The 19,294-nt window shown below is 71.4% G+C and carries 16 protein-coding genes; 10 read left to right on the top strand and 6 right to left on the bottom strand.

What is annotated here, in order from left to right; all coding sequences use genetic code 11:
* Positions 1 to 8 precede the first annotated feature (8 nt).
* Positions 9 to 2,984 carry an AAA family ATPase gene (locus LZP97_RS02185; protein ID WP_048771856.1) on the bottom strand — a complete coding sequence of 992 codons (2,976 nt, stop codon included), beginning with the start codon at positions 2,982 to 2,984 and terminating at the stop codon, positions 9 to 11.
* Positions 2,981 to 4,156, bottom strand: coding sequence for an exonuclease SbcCD subunit D (locus LZP97_RS02180; RefSeq protein WP_010592855.1), 1,176 nt, complete (start codon positions 4,154 to 4,156; stop codon positions 2,981 to 2,983). Before LZP97_RS02180 ends, LZP97_RS02185 begins: the two co-directional genes overlap by 4 nt.
* An 84-nt stretch (positions 4,157 to 4,240) precedes the next feature.
* On the opposite strand from LZP97_RS02180, the gene LZP97_RS02175 reads away from it, so the two are divergent.
* Both LZP97_RS02175 and LZP97_RS02170 read left to right on the top strand, forming a co-directional pair.
* The gene (locus LZP97_RS02175; RefSeq protein WP_026137639.1) at positions 4,241 to 5,404 is read left to right on the top strand and encodes a DNA recombination protein RmuC; all 1,164 of its coding nucleotides are present in this window, start codon (positions 4,241 to 4,243) and stop codon (positions 5,402 to 5,404) included.
* A gap of 23 nt (positions 5,405 to 5,427) precedes the next feature.
* Positions 5,428 to 6,408 (top strand): DUF6542 domain-containing protein, encoded by a 981-nt coding sequence (locus LZP97_RS02170; protein ID WP_064066190.1) that lies wholly within the window; start codon positions 5,428 to 5,430, stop codon positions 6,406 to 6,408.
* Positions 6,409 to 6,452: 44 nt separating this feature from the next.
* On the opposite strand, the gene LZP97_RS02165 is transcribed toward LZP97_RS02170, so the two are convergent.
* Entirely contained in the window at positions 6,453 to 7,454 is a 1,002-nt protein-coding gene (locus LZP97_RS02165; protein WP_010592858.1) for a 4-hydroxy-3-methylbut-2-enyl diphosphate reductase, read from the bottom strand.
* 79 nt (positions 7,455 to 7,533) lie between these two features.
* Here LZP97_RS02165 and LZP97_RS02160 point away from each other — a divergent pair, with 79 nt between their 5' ends.
* The 3 genes from LZP97_RS02160 to LZP97_RS02150 are packed head-to-tail and all read left to right on the top strand — an operon-like array spanning position 7,534 to position 9,804.
* Complete coding sequence (locus LZP97_RS02160; protein ID WP_010592859.1) at positions 7,534 to 8,289, top strand: lipid droplet-associated protein; 756 nt, start codon at positions 7,534 to 7,536, stop codon at positions 8,287 to 8,289.
* Positions 8,286 to 9,533 carry an exodeoxyribonuclease VII large subunit gene (gene xseA / locus LZP97_RS02155; protein ID WP_040275280.1) on the top strand — a complete coding sequence of 416 codons (1,248 nt, stop codon included), beginning with the start codon at positions 8,286 to 8,288 and terminating at the stop codon, positions 9,531 to 9,533. Before LZP97_RS02160 ends, xseA begins: the two co-directional genes overlap by 4 nt.
* Before the next feature lie 10 nt (positions 9,534 to 9,543).
* Positions 9,544 to 9,804, top strand: coding sequence for an exodeoxyribonuclease VII small subunit (locus LZP97_RS02150; RefSeq protein WP_010592861.1), 261 nt, complete (start codon positions 9,544 to 9,546; stop codon positions 9,802 to 9,804).
* 81 nt (positions 9,805 to 9,885) lie between these two features.
* Here LZP97_RS02150 and LZP97_RS02145 read toward each other — a convergent pair whose 3' ends face one another.
* Positions 9,886 to 10,455, bottom strand: coding sequence for a DUF4245 domain-containing protein (locus tag LZP97_RS02145; protein ID WP_082170354.1), 570 nt, complete (start codon positions 10,453 to 10,455; stop codon positions 9,886 to 9,888).
* Between the two features lie 178 nt (positions 10,456 to 10,633).
* Here LZP97_RS02145 and glpX point away from each other — a divergent pair, with 178 nt between their 5' ends.
* The 3 genes from glpX to LZP97_RS02130 all read left to right on the top strand — a co-directional run bounded on the left by glpX (position 10,634) and on the right by LZP97_RS02130 (position 14,225).
* Positions 10,634 to 11,671: a class II fructose-bisphosphatase gene (gene glpX / locus LZP97_RS02140; protein ID WP_010592864.1), complete on the top strand. Its 1,038-nt coding sequence runs from the start codon at positions 10,634 to 10,636 to the stop codon at positions 11,669 to 11,671.
* A gap of 84 nt (positions 11,672 to 11,755) precedes the next feature.
* The gene (locus LZP97_RS02135) at positions 11,756 to 13,165 is read left to right on the top strand and encodes a class II fumarate hydratase (protein WP_048771860.1); all 1,410 of its coding nucleotides are present in this window, start codon (positions 11,756 to 11,758) and stop codon (positions 13,163 to 13,165) included.
* 85 nt (positions 13,166 to 13,250) lie between these two features.
* Positions 13,251 to 14,225, top strand: a complete 975-nt coding sequence (locus LZP97_RS02130; RefSeq protein ID WP_048771863.1) for a phosphotriesterase family protein — start codon at positions 13,251 to 13,253, stop codon at positions 14,223 to 14,225.
* A gap of 53 nt (positions 14,226 to 14,278) precedes the next feature.
* Here LZP97_RS02130 and LZP97_RS02125 read toward each other — a convergent pair whose 3' ends face one another.
* Positions 14,279 to 15,796, bottom strand: a complete 1,518-nt coding sequence (locus LZP97_RS02125; RefSeq protein WP_017680273.1) for an AMP-binding protein — start codon at positions 15,794 to 15,796, stop codon at positions 14,279 to 14,281.
* A 165-nt stretch (positions 15,797 to 15,961) separates the two neighbouring features.
* On the opposite strand from LZP97_RS02125, the gene LZP97_RS02120 reads away from it, so the two are divergent.
* Positions 15,962 to 17,329, top strand: a complete 1,368-nt coding sequence (locus tag LZP97_RS02120) for an MFS transporter (protein ID WP_010592868.1) — start codon at positions 15,962 to 15,964, stop codon at positions 17,327 to 17,329.
* 66 nt (positions 17,330 to 17,395) lie between these two features.
* Here the strand turns inward: LZP97_RS02120 and LZP97_RS02115 are convergent, their stop codons facing one another.
* Positions 17,396 to 17,872 carry a MaoC family dehydratase gene (locus LZP97_RS02115; RefSeq protein WP_010592869.1) on the bottom strand — a complete coding sequence of 159 codons (477 nt, stop codon included), beginning with the start codon at positions 17,870 to 17,872 and terminating at the stop codon, positions 17,396 to 17,398.
* A gap of 169 nt (positions 17,873 to 18,041) precedes the next feature.
* Here LZP97_RS02115 and LZP97_RS02110 point away from each other — a divergent pair, with 169 nt between their 5' ends.
* Positions 18,042 to 19,292, top strand: a complete 1,251-nt coding sequence (locus LZP97_RS02110) for an acyl-CoA dehydrogenase family protein (protein WP_010592870.1) — start codon at positions 18,042 to 18,044, stop codon at positions 19,290 to 19,292.
* The last annotated feature ends 2 nt before the right edge of the window (positions 19,293 to 19,294 follow it).

Below are 19,294 nucleotides of genomic sequence, written 5' to 3'. Positions count from 1 at the left end.
GGCCGGGCTCAGCCGGCGATCTCCACCGTGGACCCGGCGCGGCCGCGCACGACGTGCAGGCGGCTGGGGATACGCTGACGCATTTCGTCGACGTGGCTGACCACGCCGACCACCCGGCCGCCGGCGCGCAGTTCGTCGAGCACGCCCATCACCGCGTCGAGCGCGTCGGCGTCGAGCGTGCCGAACCCCTCGTCGATGAACATCGTGTCGAGCACCAGTCCCCCGGATTCGGCGGCGACGACATCTGCGAGCCCGAGCGCCAGCGCCAGCGACGCCTGGAACGACTCGCCGCCCGAGAGGGTCTTCGTGGACCGCACCACACCGGTGTATTCGTCGTGGATGTCGAGCCCGAGGCCACCGCGCTTGCCGTGCGTGCCTGCCGCATCGGAGTGCACGAACTCGTAGCGGCCACCGGACATGCGCCGCAGCCGCACCGAGGCCGATTCGGCGACCTCCTCGAGGCGGGCCGCGAGGACGTACGAGCGCAGCGACATCTTGCGCGCATTCTGCCCGGTGCCCGCGACGACTTCGGCGAGGGCTGCGAGTTCGGCCTGCTCGTCCCGCAGCGGCACCAGCTTCGCGTACTCGTCTTCGAGGCGCGTCGCGAACTTCTCGATGTCGGCGTGGCGTCGCTCGGCCTCGGAGGCTGCGGAGACGGCCGCGGCCAGTGCGGCCGCACTGCGCGCGACCGCGCCCTCCGGTTCGGCCAGGTCCACCGGGTCGTCGCCGACCCGTGCCGTATCCGGGTCGTCGAGCACGCCCTGCGCCGCCGCGCGCCGGTCGGCCGCCGCGCGCAGCACCTGGTCGATCTCGCGCAGACGCGCCTCGGGACGGACGGCCGCCAGGGCCTGCTCGACGCTCGCGAATCCCGCCCGTTCCGCGGCTGCGGCCGCCTCCCGGGCACGTTCGCGCGCGCTCGTCGCCGCGTTCGCGGCCCGAACCCGGGCGTCGAGCAGGTTCGCCGCGGCGGCGGCGAGCGTCGCGATCCGACGTCGGCGGGTGGCGAGGGAGTCTTCGTCCCCGGCTGCCGCGGTGATGCGGGCACGGATCTCGTCGGCCTCCGCGGCGGCGCTCTCCTCGCGGTGCGCAGCCTGGGCGGCCTCGACATCCACCGCGTGCGCCTGCTCGCGCAGGTCGGCGTCGAGCTGGCGCAGCCGCGCGATCTCACCGCGGTGGCGCTCGCATTCGGCCGCGGTGGCCGCCGCCGCGGCGTGCGCGGCGGCGGCCCCGGCCCGCGCCTCGGTGAGTTCTTCGAGACCGGCGTCGCCGCAGCGCTGCCGCAGCACCGCGACGGTGTTGGCGAGGTCCGCGACGGCCGCCTGCGCCCGCGTCAGTTCCGCGCCGGCTCGCTGCTCGGCGTCCCGGGCCGCGTCCTCGTCCGCCTTGGTGGCGGTGTCCGGCGCCGGCCGGGCCGGGGACGGATGAGCGGTGGCTCCGCACACCACGCACGGATGCCCGTCGACCAGATCGGTGGCCAGTTCGGCGGCCATCCCGGCGATGCGGCGCTCACGCACGTCGAGCAGGGCGGTGCGCGCGTCGAGGTGTGCGTCGCGACGGGCGACGACCTCGTCCTCGAGCCGGTGCAGCTGCGGGGCCAGGTTCTGCAGTTCGGTGGCGGCGGCGAGGGCGTCGCTGGTTCGCGTGAGGTCGGCCTCGAGCCGGGGCAGCGTGGCGGCGGCCTGCTCGGACTCGCGCGCGGCCTTCTCCGCAGCGTCGCGGCGACCGGGGAGTTCGTCCAGTTCCTCGGCGATCCGTTCGGCGCGCACCGCCAGATCGCGGCGCTGCTCCTGCAGGGCGGCGCGGTCGGTCTCGAGCCGGATCAGCCGCTGCTCCTGCTCGAGCAGGCCGTCGAGGCGGACCACCTCCGCCGACCAACGCTGTTCGTGGGGCCGGATCAGTCCGCGGTCGGCGTCGGCGGGGGAACCGTCGAGCTGCGCGACGAGGGCCCGACCCTCCCGGTCGGCGGCGACGGGCGCGGCCGCGTCCACCGCGGCGGCATGGGCGGTGGCGGCGGCTTCGGCGGCGCGGTGCGCGTCCCGGGCGATCTCGACGACCGGCGCCGCCCGCCGGGCCGTGTCGAGTTCGGCGGTCAAAGTCTGCAGCTCGGCGGCCGCGGCATCCAGCTCGGCGAGCTCGGCGACCGCGCGGGCGCGGCGTTCCTGGCACCGTCGCAGCTCGGTCGCCTCCGCGAGGGCCGCCCGATCGCGGATGTCGTCGGCGCGCGCACGGTCGAGTGCCGCCAGCGCGAGGTCCCGGTTCTCGGCGGCGTCGTCGCGCAGTCGATGCGCCCACACGACCGGTTCGGAGTCGGCGCCCGCCTCGAGGCCGGCGGCCGCGCTGACCTTGGCGAGGAGCAGGTCGACGGCACGCTGCTGTTCCTCGAGGCGGGTGGCTGCGGCACTGCGCCGGTCCTTGAACCAGCGTTCGACGGAGCCGAATCGGGTGGTGTCGAACAGCCGCTCGAGCAGCTTGCCGCGGTCCTCGCTGTCGGCGCGCAGGAACTTCGCGAACTCGCCCTGCGGCAGCAGCACGACCTGGAAGAACTGCTCGGCGCTCATCCCGAGCAGCCGCCGGACGGCCTCCCCGATGTCGGGCAGCCGGGAGAGGTGCTCACCCGAGCCGTCGAGCCAGGTCAGGCTCGCTTTGGCGTTCTGCTTGACGGTCCCGGTCCCGCGCAGCTTCGGACGCTCGTAGTCGGGGCTGCGCACGATCCGCAACCGCCGGCCGGCGACGGTCGCCTCGAGGCTCACCTGGGGTGCGGTGCCGGCGGGGGCGTGATCGGACAGCAGCCGGCGCCCGTCGGCGCGGGCCCCGGGCACCGTGCCGTACAGGGCGAACGCCACCGCATCGAGGATGGAGGTCTTGCCGGCGCCGGTGCGGCCGTGCAGCAGGAACAGTCCGTCGGCGCCGAGTTCGTCGAAGTCCACCCGCACGGTGTCGGCGAACGGGCCGAACGCGGTGACCTCCAGCTGGTGCAGCCTCACGCGGACGCCTCCCCCGGTGCGACGGTCTGCTCGGTTCCGACACCCGCGGCGCGGTCGACGTCGCGCAGCGCCTGCTGTACCCAGCGCAACTCCCGCGCGGACGGCTCGGAGCGCACGTCGGTGAGGAACTCCCGGGCGATGTCGAGGTCGGTCCGGCCGCGCACCTTCTGCCGATAGGTGCCGGTCGAGGTCGCGACGGGCGGGTCCCACTCGACGTGGACGGCCCGGGGGAAACGGGCCTGCAGCCGACGCATCGCGTCGAGGGGGCGCACGGCGTCCGTGAGAACGGCCGAGACGTAGTGCTCCTCCGCCGCGGCGTGCGCGTCGTCGGTGAGCAGCTCGTCGAGGACGCCGGTGAGACGGCTCAGGCCCCGCACGACTGGCAGGTCGACACGCTCGACGCCCGCCCGCCCGGCCGCATCCAGCTCGACGAGCCACACGGCTTTGCGATGGGTGCGCTCCCCGAACGAGTACGGCAGCGGCGAACCCGAGTAACGGACGTGCTCGGCGACGGTCTGCGGGGAGTGCAGATGACCGAGCGCGACGTAGTCGACGCCGTCGAACGCCGACGCCGGGACGGTTTCGACGCCGCCGACCGAGATGGACCGCTCGGAACCGGAGGCTTCGGCGCCGACGACGAAGGCGTGCGCGAGAACCACGGCGCGGACGCCGCGGGCGCGGGCGTCGGCGCGGACCCGGTTCATCGCCGCGCCGAGGATCTCCGCGTGTGAGCGCGCCTCGGGCACGCCCAGGTCGGCGCGGGTGATCTCCGGCTCCAGGTAGGGGATGCCGTAGAAGGCGACGGTGCCGTGGGCATCGTCGAGCAGGACGGGCCGGTCGATCTGGGAGACCCGGGTGATCAGATGCAGCCCGCCCTCGGCGGCGAACGCCGCGCCCGCGCCCAGGCGGACGGGCGAGTCGTGGTTGCCGGACGTCGCGACGATGACGGCACCGGCCGCGCGGATCGCTTCGAGCCCCGCGTTGCACACCGCGACGGCATCGGCACTCGGGATGGAGCGGTCGTAGACGTCCCCGGCCACCACGACCACGTCGACGTGCCGCTCGGCGACGAGGTCGGCGAGGGCGGCGAGGGCCTGGGCCTGGTCGGACAACAGATCCACACCGTGGAAGGTGCGGCCGATGTGCCAGTCCGAGGTGTGCAGGATCCGCATGCCGTCAGACCGTAGAGCAGCGCACCGACACGCCGTCGCCCGGTCCGGGTGAGCCTGTCGGTCCACTCGGGCATCATGCGCACCATGACGGCACTCACGGCACTGGCGTTGCTCGCGGCCCTCGCGCTCGGCGTGGTTGTCGGCTGGTTGCTGCACGCCGCCCGCAGCGGCGACCGCGCCGCGCGGGCGGAGGCCCAGCTCGCGGCCCTGCGCGAGAACGAGGGGCAGCTGCGGCAAGCGCTCGGCGCCGTGAGCGAGGACTCCGCCCGCCGCCATTCGGGCGCGATCGGTGAACAGGTCTCACGTCTCGTCGGACCCTTGCAGGAGGCAGTGGGGGCGCTCGCCCGGCAGGTGGAGCACGTCGAGCGCAACCGGGTGCACGCGTACGCCGGTCTCACCGAGCAGGTCGAAGGCATGCACCGCGCCTCGCAGCTGCTCTCGACGCAGACGCAGCAGCTGGTGACGGCCCTGCGCGCCCCGCAGGTGCGCGGACGGTGGGGCGAGATCCAGCTCGAACGCGTCGTCGAGCTCGCCGGCATGGTGCGGCACTGCGACTTCGACACCCAGGTCACCCGGGACGGGGTCCGCCCGGATCTGCTGGTGTATCTCGCCGGTGGCAAGCAGATCGTCGTGGATGCGAAGGTGCCGTTCGCCGCCTATCTCGACGCCGCCCAGGAGGAGGACGTCGCTCGGCGTGACCAGCACCTGGTGCGGCACGCCCGTCAGGTACGCACGCATGTCGACCAGCTCTCGGCGAAGGCCTACTGGGAATCGTTCGATCCGACGCCCGAGTTCGTGGTGCTGTTCGTTCCCGGCGACCCGTTCCTCGATGCGGCGCTGGCCGCGGATTCGGACCTGCTCGAGTACGCGTTCGCGCGGAACGTGATCCTGGCCACCCCCACCACCCTCGTGGCGCTGCTGCGCACCATCGCGCACACCTGGCGCCAGGAGGCCCTGTCGAAGGAGGCCGCGACGATCCACCAGCTCGGCCGGGAGCTGTATCAGCGGATCGGGGTCGTCGGCGGACACCTCGATCGGCTCGGGTCCCAGCTGGGCAAGGCCGTCGACTCGTTCAACCTGACCGTCGCGTCGATGGAGTCCCGGGTCGGGGTGACGGCCCGGAAGCTGAGCGAACTGGAGATCTTCGACGGCGAACACCCGGAGGTGCGACCGGTCGATGCGTGGCCGCGCCGCGTGACGCCGACGGATACTTCCGAGTCCGACGGTCCTGTCGACGAAGCAAGTTGACCCGAGGGGTCTAGTGTCGACATGTGTCTGCAACGCAACGTGCTCGCTCGGCGGTGCCGCTCGACATGCGGTCGGTGGCGCCCACTGTGCCTGGCGTCCCGTGGTGGGGCGCGGTCCTCGTCGCGGCGGGCTCGACCCTGCTCGGCTTCCTCATCGATGCGGCACGCGGTAACGAACTGGGTTCGGCGTTCTCCGCGTTCTACGTGCTCGGTTGCGTCGCGGCGGTAGCGGCCGTGCAGCATCGGGCGCTGTTCACCGCGATGGCCCAGCCGCCGCTGCTGCTGCTCGTCGCCGTTCCGATCGCGCAGGAGTTCCTCGTCGAATCCGGTGGTGGGGGCCTGAAGGACCTGGCGCTCAACGTGGCGTATCCGCTGGTGAACCGGTTCCCGGTGATGCTCACCGCCACGGTGGCGGTCCTGGTCGTCGGCGGGCTGCGGATCTTCCTGAGCCGGTCGCAGGTACCGGCCCCGGCCCGTCCGCGCCGGCGGGGCGCACGCGCCGCCGGGGCCCCGTCACGCGACTCGCAGCTGGACCGCGACGGTGGTGGGGCTGCGAAGCCGGCGCGGGGACGTCGCGCCCGTGCGGCCGCCCGACCCCCGGCCTCCACCAAGGCCAGCGTGCGACAAGTTGCAGACACGCGCGACAACCCGGTGGTGCGGCGCCGCACCACCGCCCCGGCTCCGGACGCGGCGCGCCGCGGCGCCGGCGAGCCGCCCGCGGCACCCGATGTCGCCTACCGGACCCGGCGGGCCGAACCGGCCCCACGACGGGCCGAACCCGCCCCACGACGGGCCGAACCGGCCCCACGGCGAGCCGAACCGGCCCCACGGCGGGCCGCCGAGACCCGCCGGGACTACGACCGGCGCGGCGATCACCGCTCCCGCCCCGACCGTCCCTACGAGCGGGGAGAGGTGCCCCCGCCGTCCCGTCGGCGGGCGCCGGGACCGGAGACCCCGGACTACCGGCAGCCCCGGGTGCGCTATCGGGACCGGTACGAGGACTGACCGAGTCCGCGCCGGATCACACGCGCCGGATCACGCGCGCCGGATTACGCGCGACGCGCGGAGCGCAGTTCGCGCGGCAGCGCGAACACCAGGGTCTCGTTGGCTGTGGTGACCGACTGCACGTCGGCGAAACCGTGCTCGGCGAGCAGGTCGATCACGCCGCGTACGAGGACCTCCGGCACCGAGGCGCCGGAGGTGATGCCCACGGTCCGGACGCCGTCGAGCCATGCCGGGTCGACCTCGCGGGCGTAGTCGACGAGATGCGCGGCCCGGGCACCGGCCCCCAGAGCCACCTCCACGAGCCGGACCGAGTTCGACGAATTGCGGGACCCCACGACGATGACCAGGTCGCATTCGGGCGCCATCGCCTTGACCGCCACCTGCCGATTCTGGGTGGCGTAGCAGATGTCGTCGCTCGGGGGATCCTGCAGCAGCGGGAACTTCGCGCGCAGCCGCTGGACCGTCTCCATGGTCTCGTCGACGCTGAGGGTGGTCTGCGAGAGCCAGATGACCTTCGCCTCGTCGCGCACGGTGACCTGGTCGACCGCGTCCGGACCGTCGACGAGCTGGACGTGGTCGGGGGCCTCGCCGGCAGTGCCCTCCACCTCCTCGTGGCCTTCGTGACCGATGAGCAGGATGTCGTAGTCGTCGCGGGCGAAGCGCTTCGCCTCCTGATGCACCTTCGTCACCAGGGGGCACGTGGCATCGATGGTGCGCAGGCTGCGTTCGGCGGCGGAGGCGTGCACCGCAGGGGAGACACCGTGCGCCGAGAACACGAGCACCGCGCCCTCGGGTACCTCGTCGGTCTCCTCGACGAAGACGACACCTCGCTCGGCGAGGGTCTCGACCACGTGCCGGTTGTGGACGATCTCCTTGCGGACGTAGATCGGGGCACCATGCTTCTCGAGTGCCTTCTCCACCGTTTCGACGGCCCGGTCGACACCGGCGCAGTACCCGCGCGGCTCGGCGAGCAGGACGCGCTTGCCGGCAGCCGGTGAACCGGCCGACCGAGTGATTCCGACTTCGAGGGGAACAGGCGCAGACATGCCTCCAGGGTACGGGCCGTCCGCGGGGCCGGCCGTCCTCGGCTACCAATCGGGCGGCACGTGAGGCAGTCTGTTTCCCATGATCCGTCCACCGTTCATGGCGCGGGTGGCGGCCGGGCTGGCCGTCACCGCGTACGAAGAGACCCTCAAGCTGCCGTCCACCGCGGTCGCCCTGCCGATGACCACGGTCAGCCAGATCCTTCAGACGACGATGCGGATCCAGCAGACGATGACGTCGCTCGCGATCAAGGGCGACCAGTTGTTCGAGCTGCTCGGCGCTGCCCCCGCCGAGGCGCCGTCGTGGGCCACCTTCGACGACGACGCCGAACCGGTGGGCATTGCCGAGCCGTCGACCGCGGGGGCACCGGGACGCTTCGCCCTCTACTCGATGCCGCCCGCGACGGAGGCGGCGGTGCCGGTCCCCACCGATTCGAGGGCCGGGAAGTCCGCCGGCGCCGGGACGGAGGGGTCCGGGCCCCGCGCCGGAGCCGAGTCGACCGCCGAGTCCACCGCCGCCAAGATCAGTGCCGGCACGACCGCAGCCGGCGGCGACGCCGACACGACCGCGACGAAGCCGGCGAAGAAGGCAGCGAAGGCACCGGCGAAGAAGACCGCGAAGAAGGCTGCCGCCGGGAGCGCGGCCGGGGCCGAGCTTCCCGAGATCGTCGAACTGCTCGACTACCCGTCGCTGACCCTGGCGCAACTGCGGGCGCGGATGCGCACCCTGTCGGTCGAGGACCTGCGGGCGCTGCTCGAGTACGAAAGCGCCACCCGCGCGCGGGACCCGTTCGAGACCATGCTGTCCAACCGGATCGCGAACGCAAGCACCAAGTGACCTCCGCGCCCACGGCCACCCCGTCCAACTCCGCGGAACATCCGTGGCCCGTCCGGACCGTCTCGCAGAAGGTCGCGAGCTGGATCGACCGGCTCGGCTCGGTCTGGGTGGAGGGACAGATCACCCAGCTCAACGTGCGTCCCGGCACCCGCACCGCCTTCCTCACGCTGCGGGACCCGTCGGCGGACATGTCGCTGTCGGTGACGTGCTCGCCGCAGCTGGTGCAGAACTCCCCTGTGCCGCTCACCGAGGGCAGCCGGGTGGTGATGTTCGGGAAGCTGTCGTTCTGGACCGGCCGCGGCACCCTGGCCCTGCGGGTCACCGAGATCCGGGCCGTCGGAATCGGCGAACTCCTCGCTCGGATCGAGCGGCTACGGGCGCTGCTCGCGGCCGAGGGGCTGTTCGACCCGCGGCTCAAACGGCCCCTGCCGTTCCTGCCGCACCGGATCGGTCTGATCACCGGCCGGGCGAGCGCCGCCGAACGGGACGTGCTCAGCGTCGCGCAGCGCCGGTGGCCGGCGGTCCGTTTCGAGATCCGCAACACCGCCGTCCAGGGGCCCACCGCGGTCCCGCAGATCCTCGAGGCGCTCGAGGAACTCGACGCGGACCCGTCCGTCGACGTGATCGTGCTCGCGCGCGGCGGCGGCAGCGTGGAGGACCTGCTGCCGTTCTCCGACGAGGCGCTGTGCCGCGCGATCGTCCGGTGCACGACGCCCGTGGTCAGCGCGATCGGGCACGAACCGGACAGCCCGCTGTCCGACTACGTCGCCGATCTGCGGGCGGCCACCCCCACGGACGCGGCGAAACGGATCGTGCCGGACGCGGTGGCCGAGCAGGACCTGGTGGACGAGCTGCGAGAGCGAGCGGCGGCGGCGCTGCGCAACTGGGTGCGCAGGGAGGAGCACGTGATCGAACAGCTGCGCAGCCGGCCGGTGCTCGCAGACCCGCTGCGCACCGTCGACCAGCGGCGCGAGGAGATCGAGCGGCTGCGGCAGTGCGCCCGACGCGACGTGGCCCGGGCGATCGCCGCCGAGGCCACCCGGATCGAACATCTCGGGGCGCGACTCGGGACGCTCGGTCCCGCCGCCACCCTGGCCCGCGGCTACGCGGTGGTGCAGCGGATGATCCCGGACGGGGACGCGGAGGTGCTGCGGTCCGTCGACGACGCACCGCCCGGCACCCAGCTGCGGGTGCGGGTCGCCGACGGTGCGGTGCGCGCGGCCGTCATCGGACGAGAGAAGTGACGAGGAACGGATGAGCGAGACGAAGGACACGCCCGTGAGCGGCCCGAACGACGACGTTGCGGAGTTCGGCTACGAGCGGGCGCGCGACGAGCTGGTCAACGTGGTCAAGATGCTCGAACAGGGTGGCCTGGACCTGGACGAGTCGCTGACGCTGTGGGAGCGGGGCGAGGCGCTCGCGCGCCGCTGCGAGGAGCATCTCGCCGGCGCCCGGCAGCGCGTGGAGGCCGCGCTGGCGCACAGCGACGACGAGGTGGACGAAGACGACGAGTGAGCGGCGCGCCCGTCAGGGCTGTAGCGGCGCGCCCGTCAGGGCTGTAGCGGCGCGCCCGTCAGGGCTGTAGCGGCGCGCCCGTCAGGGCTGTAGCGGCTCAGCCGCCCCCGCTGCGGCCGCGAGTTCGCGGAACTCGGCCTCGTCGCCGGAACCACCGACGAGGATCCGGACGTCGCCGAAGTCGGACACCCACAGCGGTTCGACACCCTGCCCGCCGTAGACCACCCAGTCGCGGCCGGCGATGTCCTGCGCCCCCGTCGCGGTACGCGGCTCCCCGGCGACGAACCGCACCAGCTCGTCCTCCCCCGCATTCGACTGGGTGAACCGCACGTACCGGCCGGCGGGGGTGATGTACCCGACGGTGCTCGAGTCGCCGCCCTGTTCGCCGGTGATGATGCTGCGGCTGCCGGAGTTCGCCTGCCAGTCCTCGGGCACCTTCGGCTGCCGGATCGGGAAGTCCAGCTCACGCGCGTCGTACTTCAGGCCCGCGTCGACGTCGAAGCTGGGCACGGGTCCCGCGGTGGGGCCGCCGGGGCTGAAGGAGCACTGGCTGGCGATGGCGGCCACGACGACCATGATCAGCAGCAGCGGAATCAGCGACCACGCCATGTCGCGCGTGTCGTGGAGAATGCGGGGTTTCTGGGGGGCCACGCCTCCAGTCTGACAGCCGTCGGCACCGATACCCGCACGTGGCCGGGTCCGAGCCCCGCTCACGGGGCGGTGATGAGAGAATTACCACTCGAAACCATCGGAACCCGACGGTCGTCCCTTCGACGTCCGTCTCGCGTCGGCAACCACGTCGACCGACCGCACCAGGAGGCAGTAGCCCATGACGGCCAGCACCCCGACCCGCCGCCAGGCCCCGGACCGCAATCTCGCCCTCGAGCTGGTGCGTGTCACCGAGGCCGCGGCGATGGCTGCGGGCCGTTGGGTCGGCCGTGGCGACAAGGAAGGTGGCGACGGCGCCGCCGTCGACGCCATGCGTCACATGGTCAGTTCGGTGTCCATGCGCGGCGTCGTCGTGATCGGCGAGGGCGAGAAGGACGAGGCGCCCATGCTCTACAACGGCGAGGAGGTCGGCAACGGCGACGGACCGCTGTGCGACGTGGCGGTCGACCCGATCGACGGCACCACTTTGATGGCGAAGGGCGCACCCGGCTCCATCGCGGTGCTCGCCGTCGCCGAGCGCGGCGCCATGTTCGACCCGTCCGCCGTGTTCTACATGGACAAGATCGCTGTCGGCCCGGAGGCCGCGGACGTCATCGACATCACCGCGCCGGTCGCCGAGAACATCAGCCGCGTTGCGAAGGCGAAGCACTCGGAGATCTCCGACATCACCGTCACGATCCTGGACCGCCCCCGGCACGCGCAGCTCATCAGCGATGTGCGCGCGACCGGCGCCCGTATCCGGCTGATCTCCGACGGTGACGTCGCCGGTGCGATCGCCGCGGCGCGCCCGGGTTCGGGTGTCGACATGCTGCTGGGCATCGGCGGCACCCCGGAGGGCATCATCGCCGCGGCCGCGATGCGGTGCATGGGCGGCGCGCTGCAGGGTCGCCTGGCGCCGAAGGACGACGAGGAGCGGCAGAAGGCGATCGACGCGGGTCACGAGCCGGGCCGCGTGCTGACCACCACCGACCTGGTCAAGGGTGAGAACATCTTCTTCTGCGCGACCGGCGTCACCGACGGTGAGCTGGTGAAGGGTGTCCGCTACTACGGCGGCGGCGCGACGACGCAGTCGATCGTGATGCGCAGCAAGTCCGGCACCGTCCGGATGGTCGAGGCGTACCACCGGCTGAAGAAGCTCAGCGAGTTCACCTCGATCGATTTCCACGGCGTCGCGGGGGCCGTTCCTCCCATGCCGTGACCCGGTTCGCGGTCGTGGCGCCCTTTCGGATCTCCGCCGGTCCGAAGGGGCGCCGCTGCGGCTCGAGCGGCCTACTGTGAAGCCATGGCCGACAATTCCGAGCAGCAGTTCCGAATCGAACACGACACCATGGGCGAGGTCCGGGTCCCGGCCGACGCCCTGTGGCGCGCTCAGACCCAGCGGGCCGTGGAGAACTTCCCGATCTCCGGCCGCGGTCTCGAGCGCACCCAGATCCGCGCGATGGGCCTGCTCAAGGCGGCGTGCGCCCAGGTGAACAAGGATCTGGGTCTGCTCGACGCGGAGAAGGCCGACGCGATCGTCGCCGCCGCTACCGAGATCGCCGAGGGTCTGCACGACGACCAGTTCCCCATCGACGTGTTCCAGACCGGTTCGGGCACGAGCTCGAACATGAATGCCAACGAGGTCATCGCGAGCATCGCCGCGCAGCGCGGGGTGACCGTACATCCCAACGATCACGTCAACATGTCGCAGTCGTCGAACGACACCTTCCCGACCGCGACGCATGTCGCCGCCACCGAGGCGGCGGTGAAGGATCTCGTCCCTGCCCTCGACCAGCTGCGGGCCTCGCTCGCGGCGAAGGCGGAGGAGTGGAGACGCGTCGTCAAGTCCGGGCGGACGCACTTGATGGATGCCGTGCCGGTCACCCTCGGCCAGGAGTTCGGGGGCTACGCCCGGCAGATCGAGGCCGGCATCGAGCGGGTGCAGGCGACCCTGCCACGGCTGGGTGAGCTGGCCATCGGGGGCACGGCGGTCGGCACGGGCCTGAACGCCCCCGAGGGATTCGGTCCCCGCGTCGTCGCCGAACTGGTGCGGGTGACCGGGGTGGAGGCGCTGACGCCGGCGAAGAACAGCTTCGAGGCGCAAGCCGCGCGGGACGGTCTCGTCGAGGCGTCCGGGGCGCTGCGGACCGTCGCGGTGTCGTTGACGAAGATCGCCAACGACATCCGGTGGATGGGGTCCGGCCCGCTGACGGGTCTCGCCGAGATCCAGCTGCCGGATCTGCAGCCCGGCAGCTCGATCATGCCGGGGAAGGTGAATCCCGTGCTGCCGGAGGCAGTGACCCAGGTGGCGGCGCAGGTCGTGGGCAACGACGCGGCCGTGGCGTGGGGTGGTGCCGCGGGCGCGTTCGAGCTCAACGTCTACATCCCGATGATGGCCCGCAACCTGCTCGAGTCGCTGCGCCTGCTGGCCAACGTCTCGCGTCTGTTCGCCGAGCGGTGCGTCGACGGGCTCGTGGCGAACACCGAGCATCTGCGTACCCTCGCCGAATCGTCTCCCTCGATCGTGACGCCGCTGAACTCGGCGATCGGGTACGAGGAGGCCGCTGCGGTCGCGAAAGAGGCGCTGCGGGAGAAGAAGACCATCCGGCAGACGGTCGTCGACCGGGGGCTGATCGGTGACGGCCTGAGCGAGGAGGAGCTGGATCGGCGGCTCGACGTGCTCGCGATGACACGGGTGGAGCCGCGAGACTGACGACACCCGGGGTCTTGTGATGAGCGTCTCATCGTGATCTGATACGAAGCTGAATTCTAATTCAGGTCGTAGGAAGCGAGACGTCATGACCACCGTCCCCACCGTCACCGGCACCGTCGACAGCGGCAGCCTCGGCCGGACACTGATGCACGAGCACCTGTTCGTCCTCTCCCCCGAACTGCACGGCAACTGGGACATCGGCGTCGACCTGGACGCGGCGGTCGCCGAGGCGATCACGCGCGTCCGGGAGGTGCACGCGGCCGGCTTCGACACGTTCGTCGACCTCACCGTGGTCGGCACCGGCCGCAACATCGACCTCATCCGACGGGTCGCCGAGGCCACCGACATGAACATCGTCGTGGCGACCGGTCTCTACACCTACATGGACCTGCCGCACTACTTCCACTACCGCGGCCCCGACACCCTGTTCGGCGGCCCGGAACCGATGGTGGACTTCTTCGTCCGCGACATCGAGGAAGGCATCCTCGACTCCGGAGTGCGGGCGGGAATGCTCAAGTGCGCCATCGACGCCCCGGGCCTGACCGCGGGAGTCGAGCGGACGGCACGGGCCGTGGCGGTCGCCCACCGCCGCACCGGCGTACCGATCACGGTGCACACCCACGCCCACTCCGAGTCCGGACGGGTGATGCAGCGCCTGTTCACCGAGGAGGGCGTCGACCTCTCGCGTGTGATCGTCGGCCACAGCGGCGATTCCGACGACATCGGCTATCTCACGGCGCTGATGGACGCCGGCTCGTACATCGGCATGGATCGCTGCGGCGTGGACGTGTATCTCGGCTTCGAGCAGCGGGTGAAGACCATCGCCGCCCTCGTCGAGCGCGGCTATGCCGGCCGGATGCTGCTCTCGCAGGACTACGCCACCCTCAACGACTGGCTCGACCCGCAGATGCTCGCCGTCGCGACGCCGCGATGGAGCTATATGCACCTGCACAACGACGTGCTGCCCGCGTTGCGGGAGGCCGGGGTCGGCGACACGGACATCGACCGGATGCTGATCGACAACCCGCGCGAGATCTTCGAACGTCGCTACACGTACTGAGCCCGGCGGGCCGTCCGCGGCCGGGCACGCCACCCGGCCGCGGACGGCACCGGTCACACCGCCGACTCGGAACGGCGAACGACGAACCGGGACAACTCGTCCCGGTCGATTGCCCGCTTGAGGATCTTCCCGGACGCCCCCTTCGGCAGGGCGTCCACGAAGCGGACGATGCGGGGCGCCTTGTAGGCGGACAACCGTTCCCGGCACCAGCGCACGACGTCCTCGGCACCGGCGCCGGCGTCGTCGCGCAGCACGACCACCGCGGCGATCTCCTCGCCGTAGTGGCGGTCCGGCACGCCCACCACGGCGGCCTCGACCACGTCGGGATGCTCGTAGAGCACCTCCTCCACCTCGCTGGGATACACGTTGTAGCCGCCCCGGATGACGAGGTCCTTGACCCGGTCGACGATGCGCAACCGGCCCTGCTCGTCGAATTCCCCGAGATCGCCGGTGCGGAACCAGCCCTCGTCGTCGAGCACGGCCGCGGTGTCGGCCGGTCGCTGCCAGTAGCCGGCCATGACGACGGGTCCGCGGACGAACACCTCGCCCACCTCCCCCGGGCCGCACGCGACGCCGTCCGGCCCGTAGACCTCGACCTCGATGTCCGGGGCCGCGGTGCCGCTGTACCCGATGCGCGCCGGGACGTCCCCCCACGAGAAGGTCGCCATGGCCGTGGTCTCGGTCAGGCCGTATCCCTCCCGGATGGTGCAGCCGAAGCGGTGCTCGAAGTCACGGGCCACCTCCCCCGGCAGCGACGCACCCCCCGATACCGCCAGCCGGAGTCCCGCGAAGTCCGCTGGTCCGTAGGGAGATTCGGCATGCAGCATCGCGTTCCACATGGTCGGCACCCCGCACACCACCGTCAGCCGGTCCCGGACGACGAGGTCGAGCATCGCCGCCGGATCGAACGGGGACAGCAGGGACAGGGAGGCCCCCGCGGTGAAGGCCGACATCATCACCGACGCCTGGCCGAAGATGTGGAACAGCGGCAGCCCGGTCCCGACTCGATCCTCGGGTCCCGATTCGGACAATCGGCACGAAATGCGTCCTGCAGACAGCAGATTCGAGACGGTGAGCTGAGCCCCCTTCGGGCGGCCGGTGGTGCCCGAGGTGTACAGCACCGCCGCGGTGTCACCGTCGGCACGGTCGACGGGATCGACGGGCTCCTGTTCGACCGCGGCGCCGGGCTCCAGCGACAGCCACGGCACACCGAGCCCCTCCGCGGCCTCGGCCACCGAGCCGGAGGCGGCATGCCAGGCGATCGCGAGCACGGCCCGCGAATCCCCGAGGGTGTAGCGCAGTTCGGCCGCGGTGGACATGGTGTTCACCGGCACCACCACGGCACCGAGCGCCTGGATGCCGAGGTAGGCCACCACGAACTCGGGCACGGAGGGAGCGAGCAGGAGCACCCGGTCGCCGGCGGCGACGCCGCGGCTGCGGAGCAGCGCGCCGTAGCGCAGCGCGTCGTCGCGCAGCTCGCGGTAGCTCCGCTGCCCGTCCCGCGTGCGCAGGGCGATGCGTTCCGGCGCCGCGTCCGCGTGGGCGAGGACGGGGTCGAGAACACTGGCCATGAGTGGTTTCCCTTCGTCGAGAGACACAGTGGGGGAGAGCGGCTCGTGATTGACATCACATGACCGATGCCCCAGACTAGCACCACAGCCTGAACCCGAATTCATGTTTGAGTGCTGTTTCTCGGCCCGTCCGACCGGAGGAATTGATCTGTGACATCGCCATCCGTGAGTCCGACCGGCATCACGACCGCCGGCACGTCGCACCACACGCGCGCTCATCGTAAACTGCTCGCCGCCGGGCTCATCGGCAGCTCGATCGAGTGGTACGACTTCTTTCTGTACGGCACCGCCGCGGCGCTGGTGTTCCCGCACGTGTTCTTCCCCGACAGCTCCCCCCTGATGGGAACGCTGTTGTCCTTCAGCACCTTCTGGGCCGGGTTCGTCGCCCGGCCCCTCGGCGGGCTCGTGGCCGGCCACTTCGGTGACCGCTACGGCCGCAAACCCGTCGTCGTGGTCTGCCTGCTGCTCATGGGTCTGGCGACGTTCCTGATCGGCTGCCTGCCCTCCGCCGCCGCCATCGGGGTCCTCGCCCCCATCCTGCTGGTGACGCTCCGCTTCCTGCAGGGCCTCGCCTGCGGCGGGCAGTGGGGTGGAATCGTCCTGCTGCTCACCGAGTCCGCCGATCCCAAACGTCGAGGCTTCGCCGGCACGTTCGGGCAGATGGGCGTGCCGTGCGGCGTCATCCTGGGCAACGTCGCGTTCCTCACGGCGACGGCCGCGATGTCGAACGAGGTGTTCCTCGACTGGGGCTGGCGGATTCCGTTCCTCGCCAGTGCCGCGCTGTTCCCCGTCGTCCTCTACATCCAGACCAAGGTGGAGGACACCCCCGAATTCCGGGAACTGCAGGCCGAAGTCGCGGCCAAGCGGCCCGAGCAGCAGGTCGTCCAGGCCCCGCTCGCCGAGGCGATCCGCACCCACTGGCGCAAGATCCTGCTGGGCTGCGGTCTGCTCGCCGCAACCAACTCGCTGTTCTACATCAGCATCGCCGGCGTCCTGAGCTACGGCACAACCGAACTCGGCATGGACCGCAATTCGATCCTGGCCATCTCGCTGGCGAGCTCGCTGGTGGGCCTCGGGTTCATCCTGTGGTCGGGGTGGATCTCCGACCGCATCGGCCGCCGGCCGATGATCATGATCGGGGCCGCGGCACTCGTGCTGTGGGCATTCCCCTACTTCTGGCTCGTCAATACCGCGAACCTCGCGTTGTTCGCGGTGGCCGTCACGGTCGGGTCGATCTTCCAGTCCATGACCTACGGCCCGCTGGCGGCGTACCTGGGCGAGCTCTTCGAGCCCAACGTCCGGCTCTCCGGCGCGTCGCTCGCCTACCAGCTCGCCGCCGTCACCGTCAGCGGCGGCACGCCGTTCATCATGACCGCCCTGATCGCCAACACCGGCACGACCACCCTGGTCTCGGTGTTCGTGGCCCTCATGGGCGCCCTCACGCTGTTCTCGGCGTGGGTGCTCAAGGAGACCAACCCCGCGGAGGTGCGCCGCGACCCGAAGGCCGTCCCGGGCATCGCCCACGCACGGTAACCGAACGGGTGCTGCCGGCCTCCACGATCGCTCGTGGAGGCCGGCAGCATCTGTGCCGTACGCAGCTCAGGCGACGACGCGGGCGAGCGACTCGGCCACCGCGACCGGCTTCTCCTGCCCCTCGCGCTCGAACGTCTGCAGCGTCCGGATCTGGATGCCGCCACCGGCGGCCTCGGCCCCGAGCACCTGCATGCGCATCCGGATGCGGGAACCGACCGGCAGCGGCGAGACGAAGCGCACCTTGTCGTAGCCGTAGTTGAGGCCGTGGGCGAACCCGTCGAAGCTCATGAGCTTGTAGGACAGGCCCGGCCCCAGCGAGAGCACGAGCAGACCGTGCGCGATCGTCGTCCCCAGCGGACTCGTCGCGGCGCGCTCGGGGTCGACATGGATCCACTGGTGGTCGTCGGTGACCTCGGCGAAGGCGTTCACGAGTTCCTGGGTCACGGTCACCCAGTCCGTCGGTCCGATGTCCCGTCCCACCAGGTCCCGGAGGTCGTCGAGGCCCGTGGGTCGCACGGGCAGGGTGCTGATGTCGTCGGTCATGGATGCTTCCTCTCCGCGCGGCCGGAGCGACTCGCGCCGAATCAAAACTTGAAGTTGAAACCGCGTTCAACTATACAGGGAGGGAGACGTCCGTCACCATCCTGTTCGCGACGTACCTCGACGACGGGCGATCCCCAGCCCTGCCCCTCCCCTTCCGCCAGGAGTGACCATGTCGGTCTACGAAATGTCCGAACGCACCGTGCAGTACCGCGACGCCCTCCTCGCCTTCATGGACGAGCACGTCTACCCCGCCGAGTCGGTGTACGAGGAACAGATGCGCGCCTCCGGGGACCCGCACTTCCAGCCCCCGATCCTCGAGGAGCTCAAGGCCGAGGCCCGCCGGCGCGGCCTGTGGAACCTCTTCCACCCCCACCCCGACTGGGGCCCGGGCCTGACCAACCTCGAGTACGCGCCCCTCGCCGAGATCATGGGCCGCAGCCACATCGCCTCCGAGGCGTGCAACTGCAACGCACCCGACACCGGCAACATGGAGGTGCTCACCCTCTTCGGGACCGACGAGCACAAGGAGAAGTACCTGCGCCCGCTGCTCGACGGCACGATGGCCTCGGCGTTCGCGATGACCGAACCCGCCGTCGCCAGCTCCGACGCCACCAACATCGAGCTGTCCATGGTCCGGGACGGCGACGAGTACGTCCTCAACGGGCGCAAGTGGTTCGCCTCCAACGCGATGCACAAGAACTGCAAGGTCCTCATCGTCATGGGCAAGACCGACCCCACGGCGGCCCCGCACCGCCAGCAGTCGATGATGGTGGTGCCCATCGACGCTCCCGGCGTGACCGTCGTGCGCAACCTCCCGGTCTTCGGTTACGCCGACCGCGAGGGCCACGCCGAGATCACCTTCGAGAACGTGCGGGTGCCGAGCAAGGACGTGCTCGCCGGCGAGGGCGAGGGCTTCGCGATCAGCCAGGCCCGCCTCGGCCCCGGCCGCATCCACCACTGCATGCGCGCCATCGGCATGGCCGAGCGAGCCCTCGAACTGCTGTGCCGGCGCGCGTCGAGCCGGGTCACGTTCGGTCAGCCCGTGAGCGAGCGCGCCAACATCCAGGACTGGATCGCCGAGGCCCGGATCGAGATCGAGATGACACGGCTGCTCACGCTCAAGGCTGCCCACCTGATGGACACCGTCGGCAACAAGCAGGCCCGGATGGAGATCGCCGCGATCAAGGTCGCCGCCCCGGCGATGGCGCTGAAGATCATCGACCGCGCCATCCAGGTGCACGGCGGCGGAGGCGTCACCGACGACTTCCCGCTCGCCATGATGTACGCGCACATGCGCACCCTGCGCCTGGCCGACGGCCCCGACGAGGTGCACAAGCGGTCCATCGCCGTCGCCGAACTGCGCAAGTACCGCACCGCTCCCGCCGCCTCGGTCAACGGCCACAAGGTGACGGTGGGCTGACG

It is taken from the genome of Rhodococcus sp. DMF-1, assembly GCF_021441945.1.
In the GTDB taxonomy this organism is placed as follows: domain Bacteria; phylum Actinomycetota; class Actinomycetes; order Mycobacteriales; family Mycobacteriaceae; genus Rhodococcus; species Rhodococcus ruber.
The sequence above is the reverse complement of the archived record's forward strand: the minus strand, read 5'-3'. Positions and strand labels throughout refer to the sequence as shown.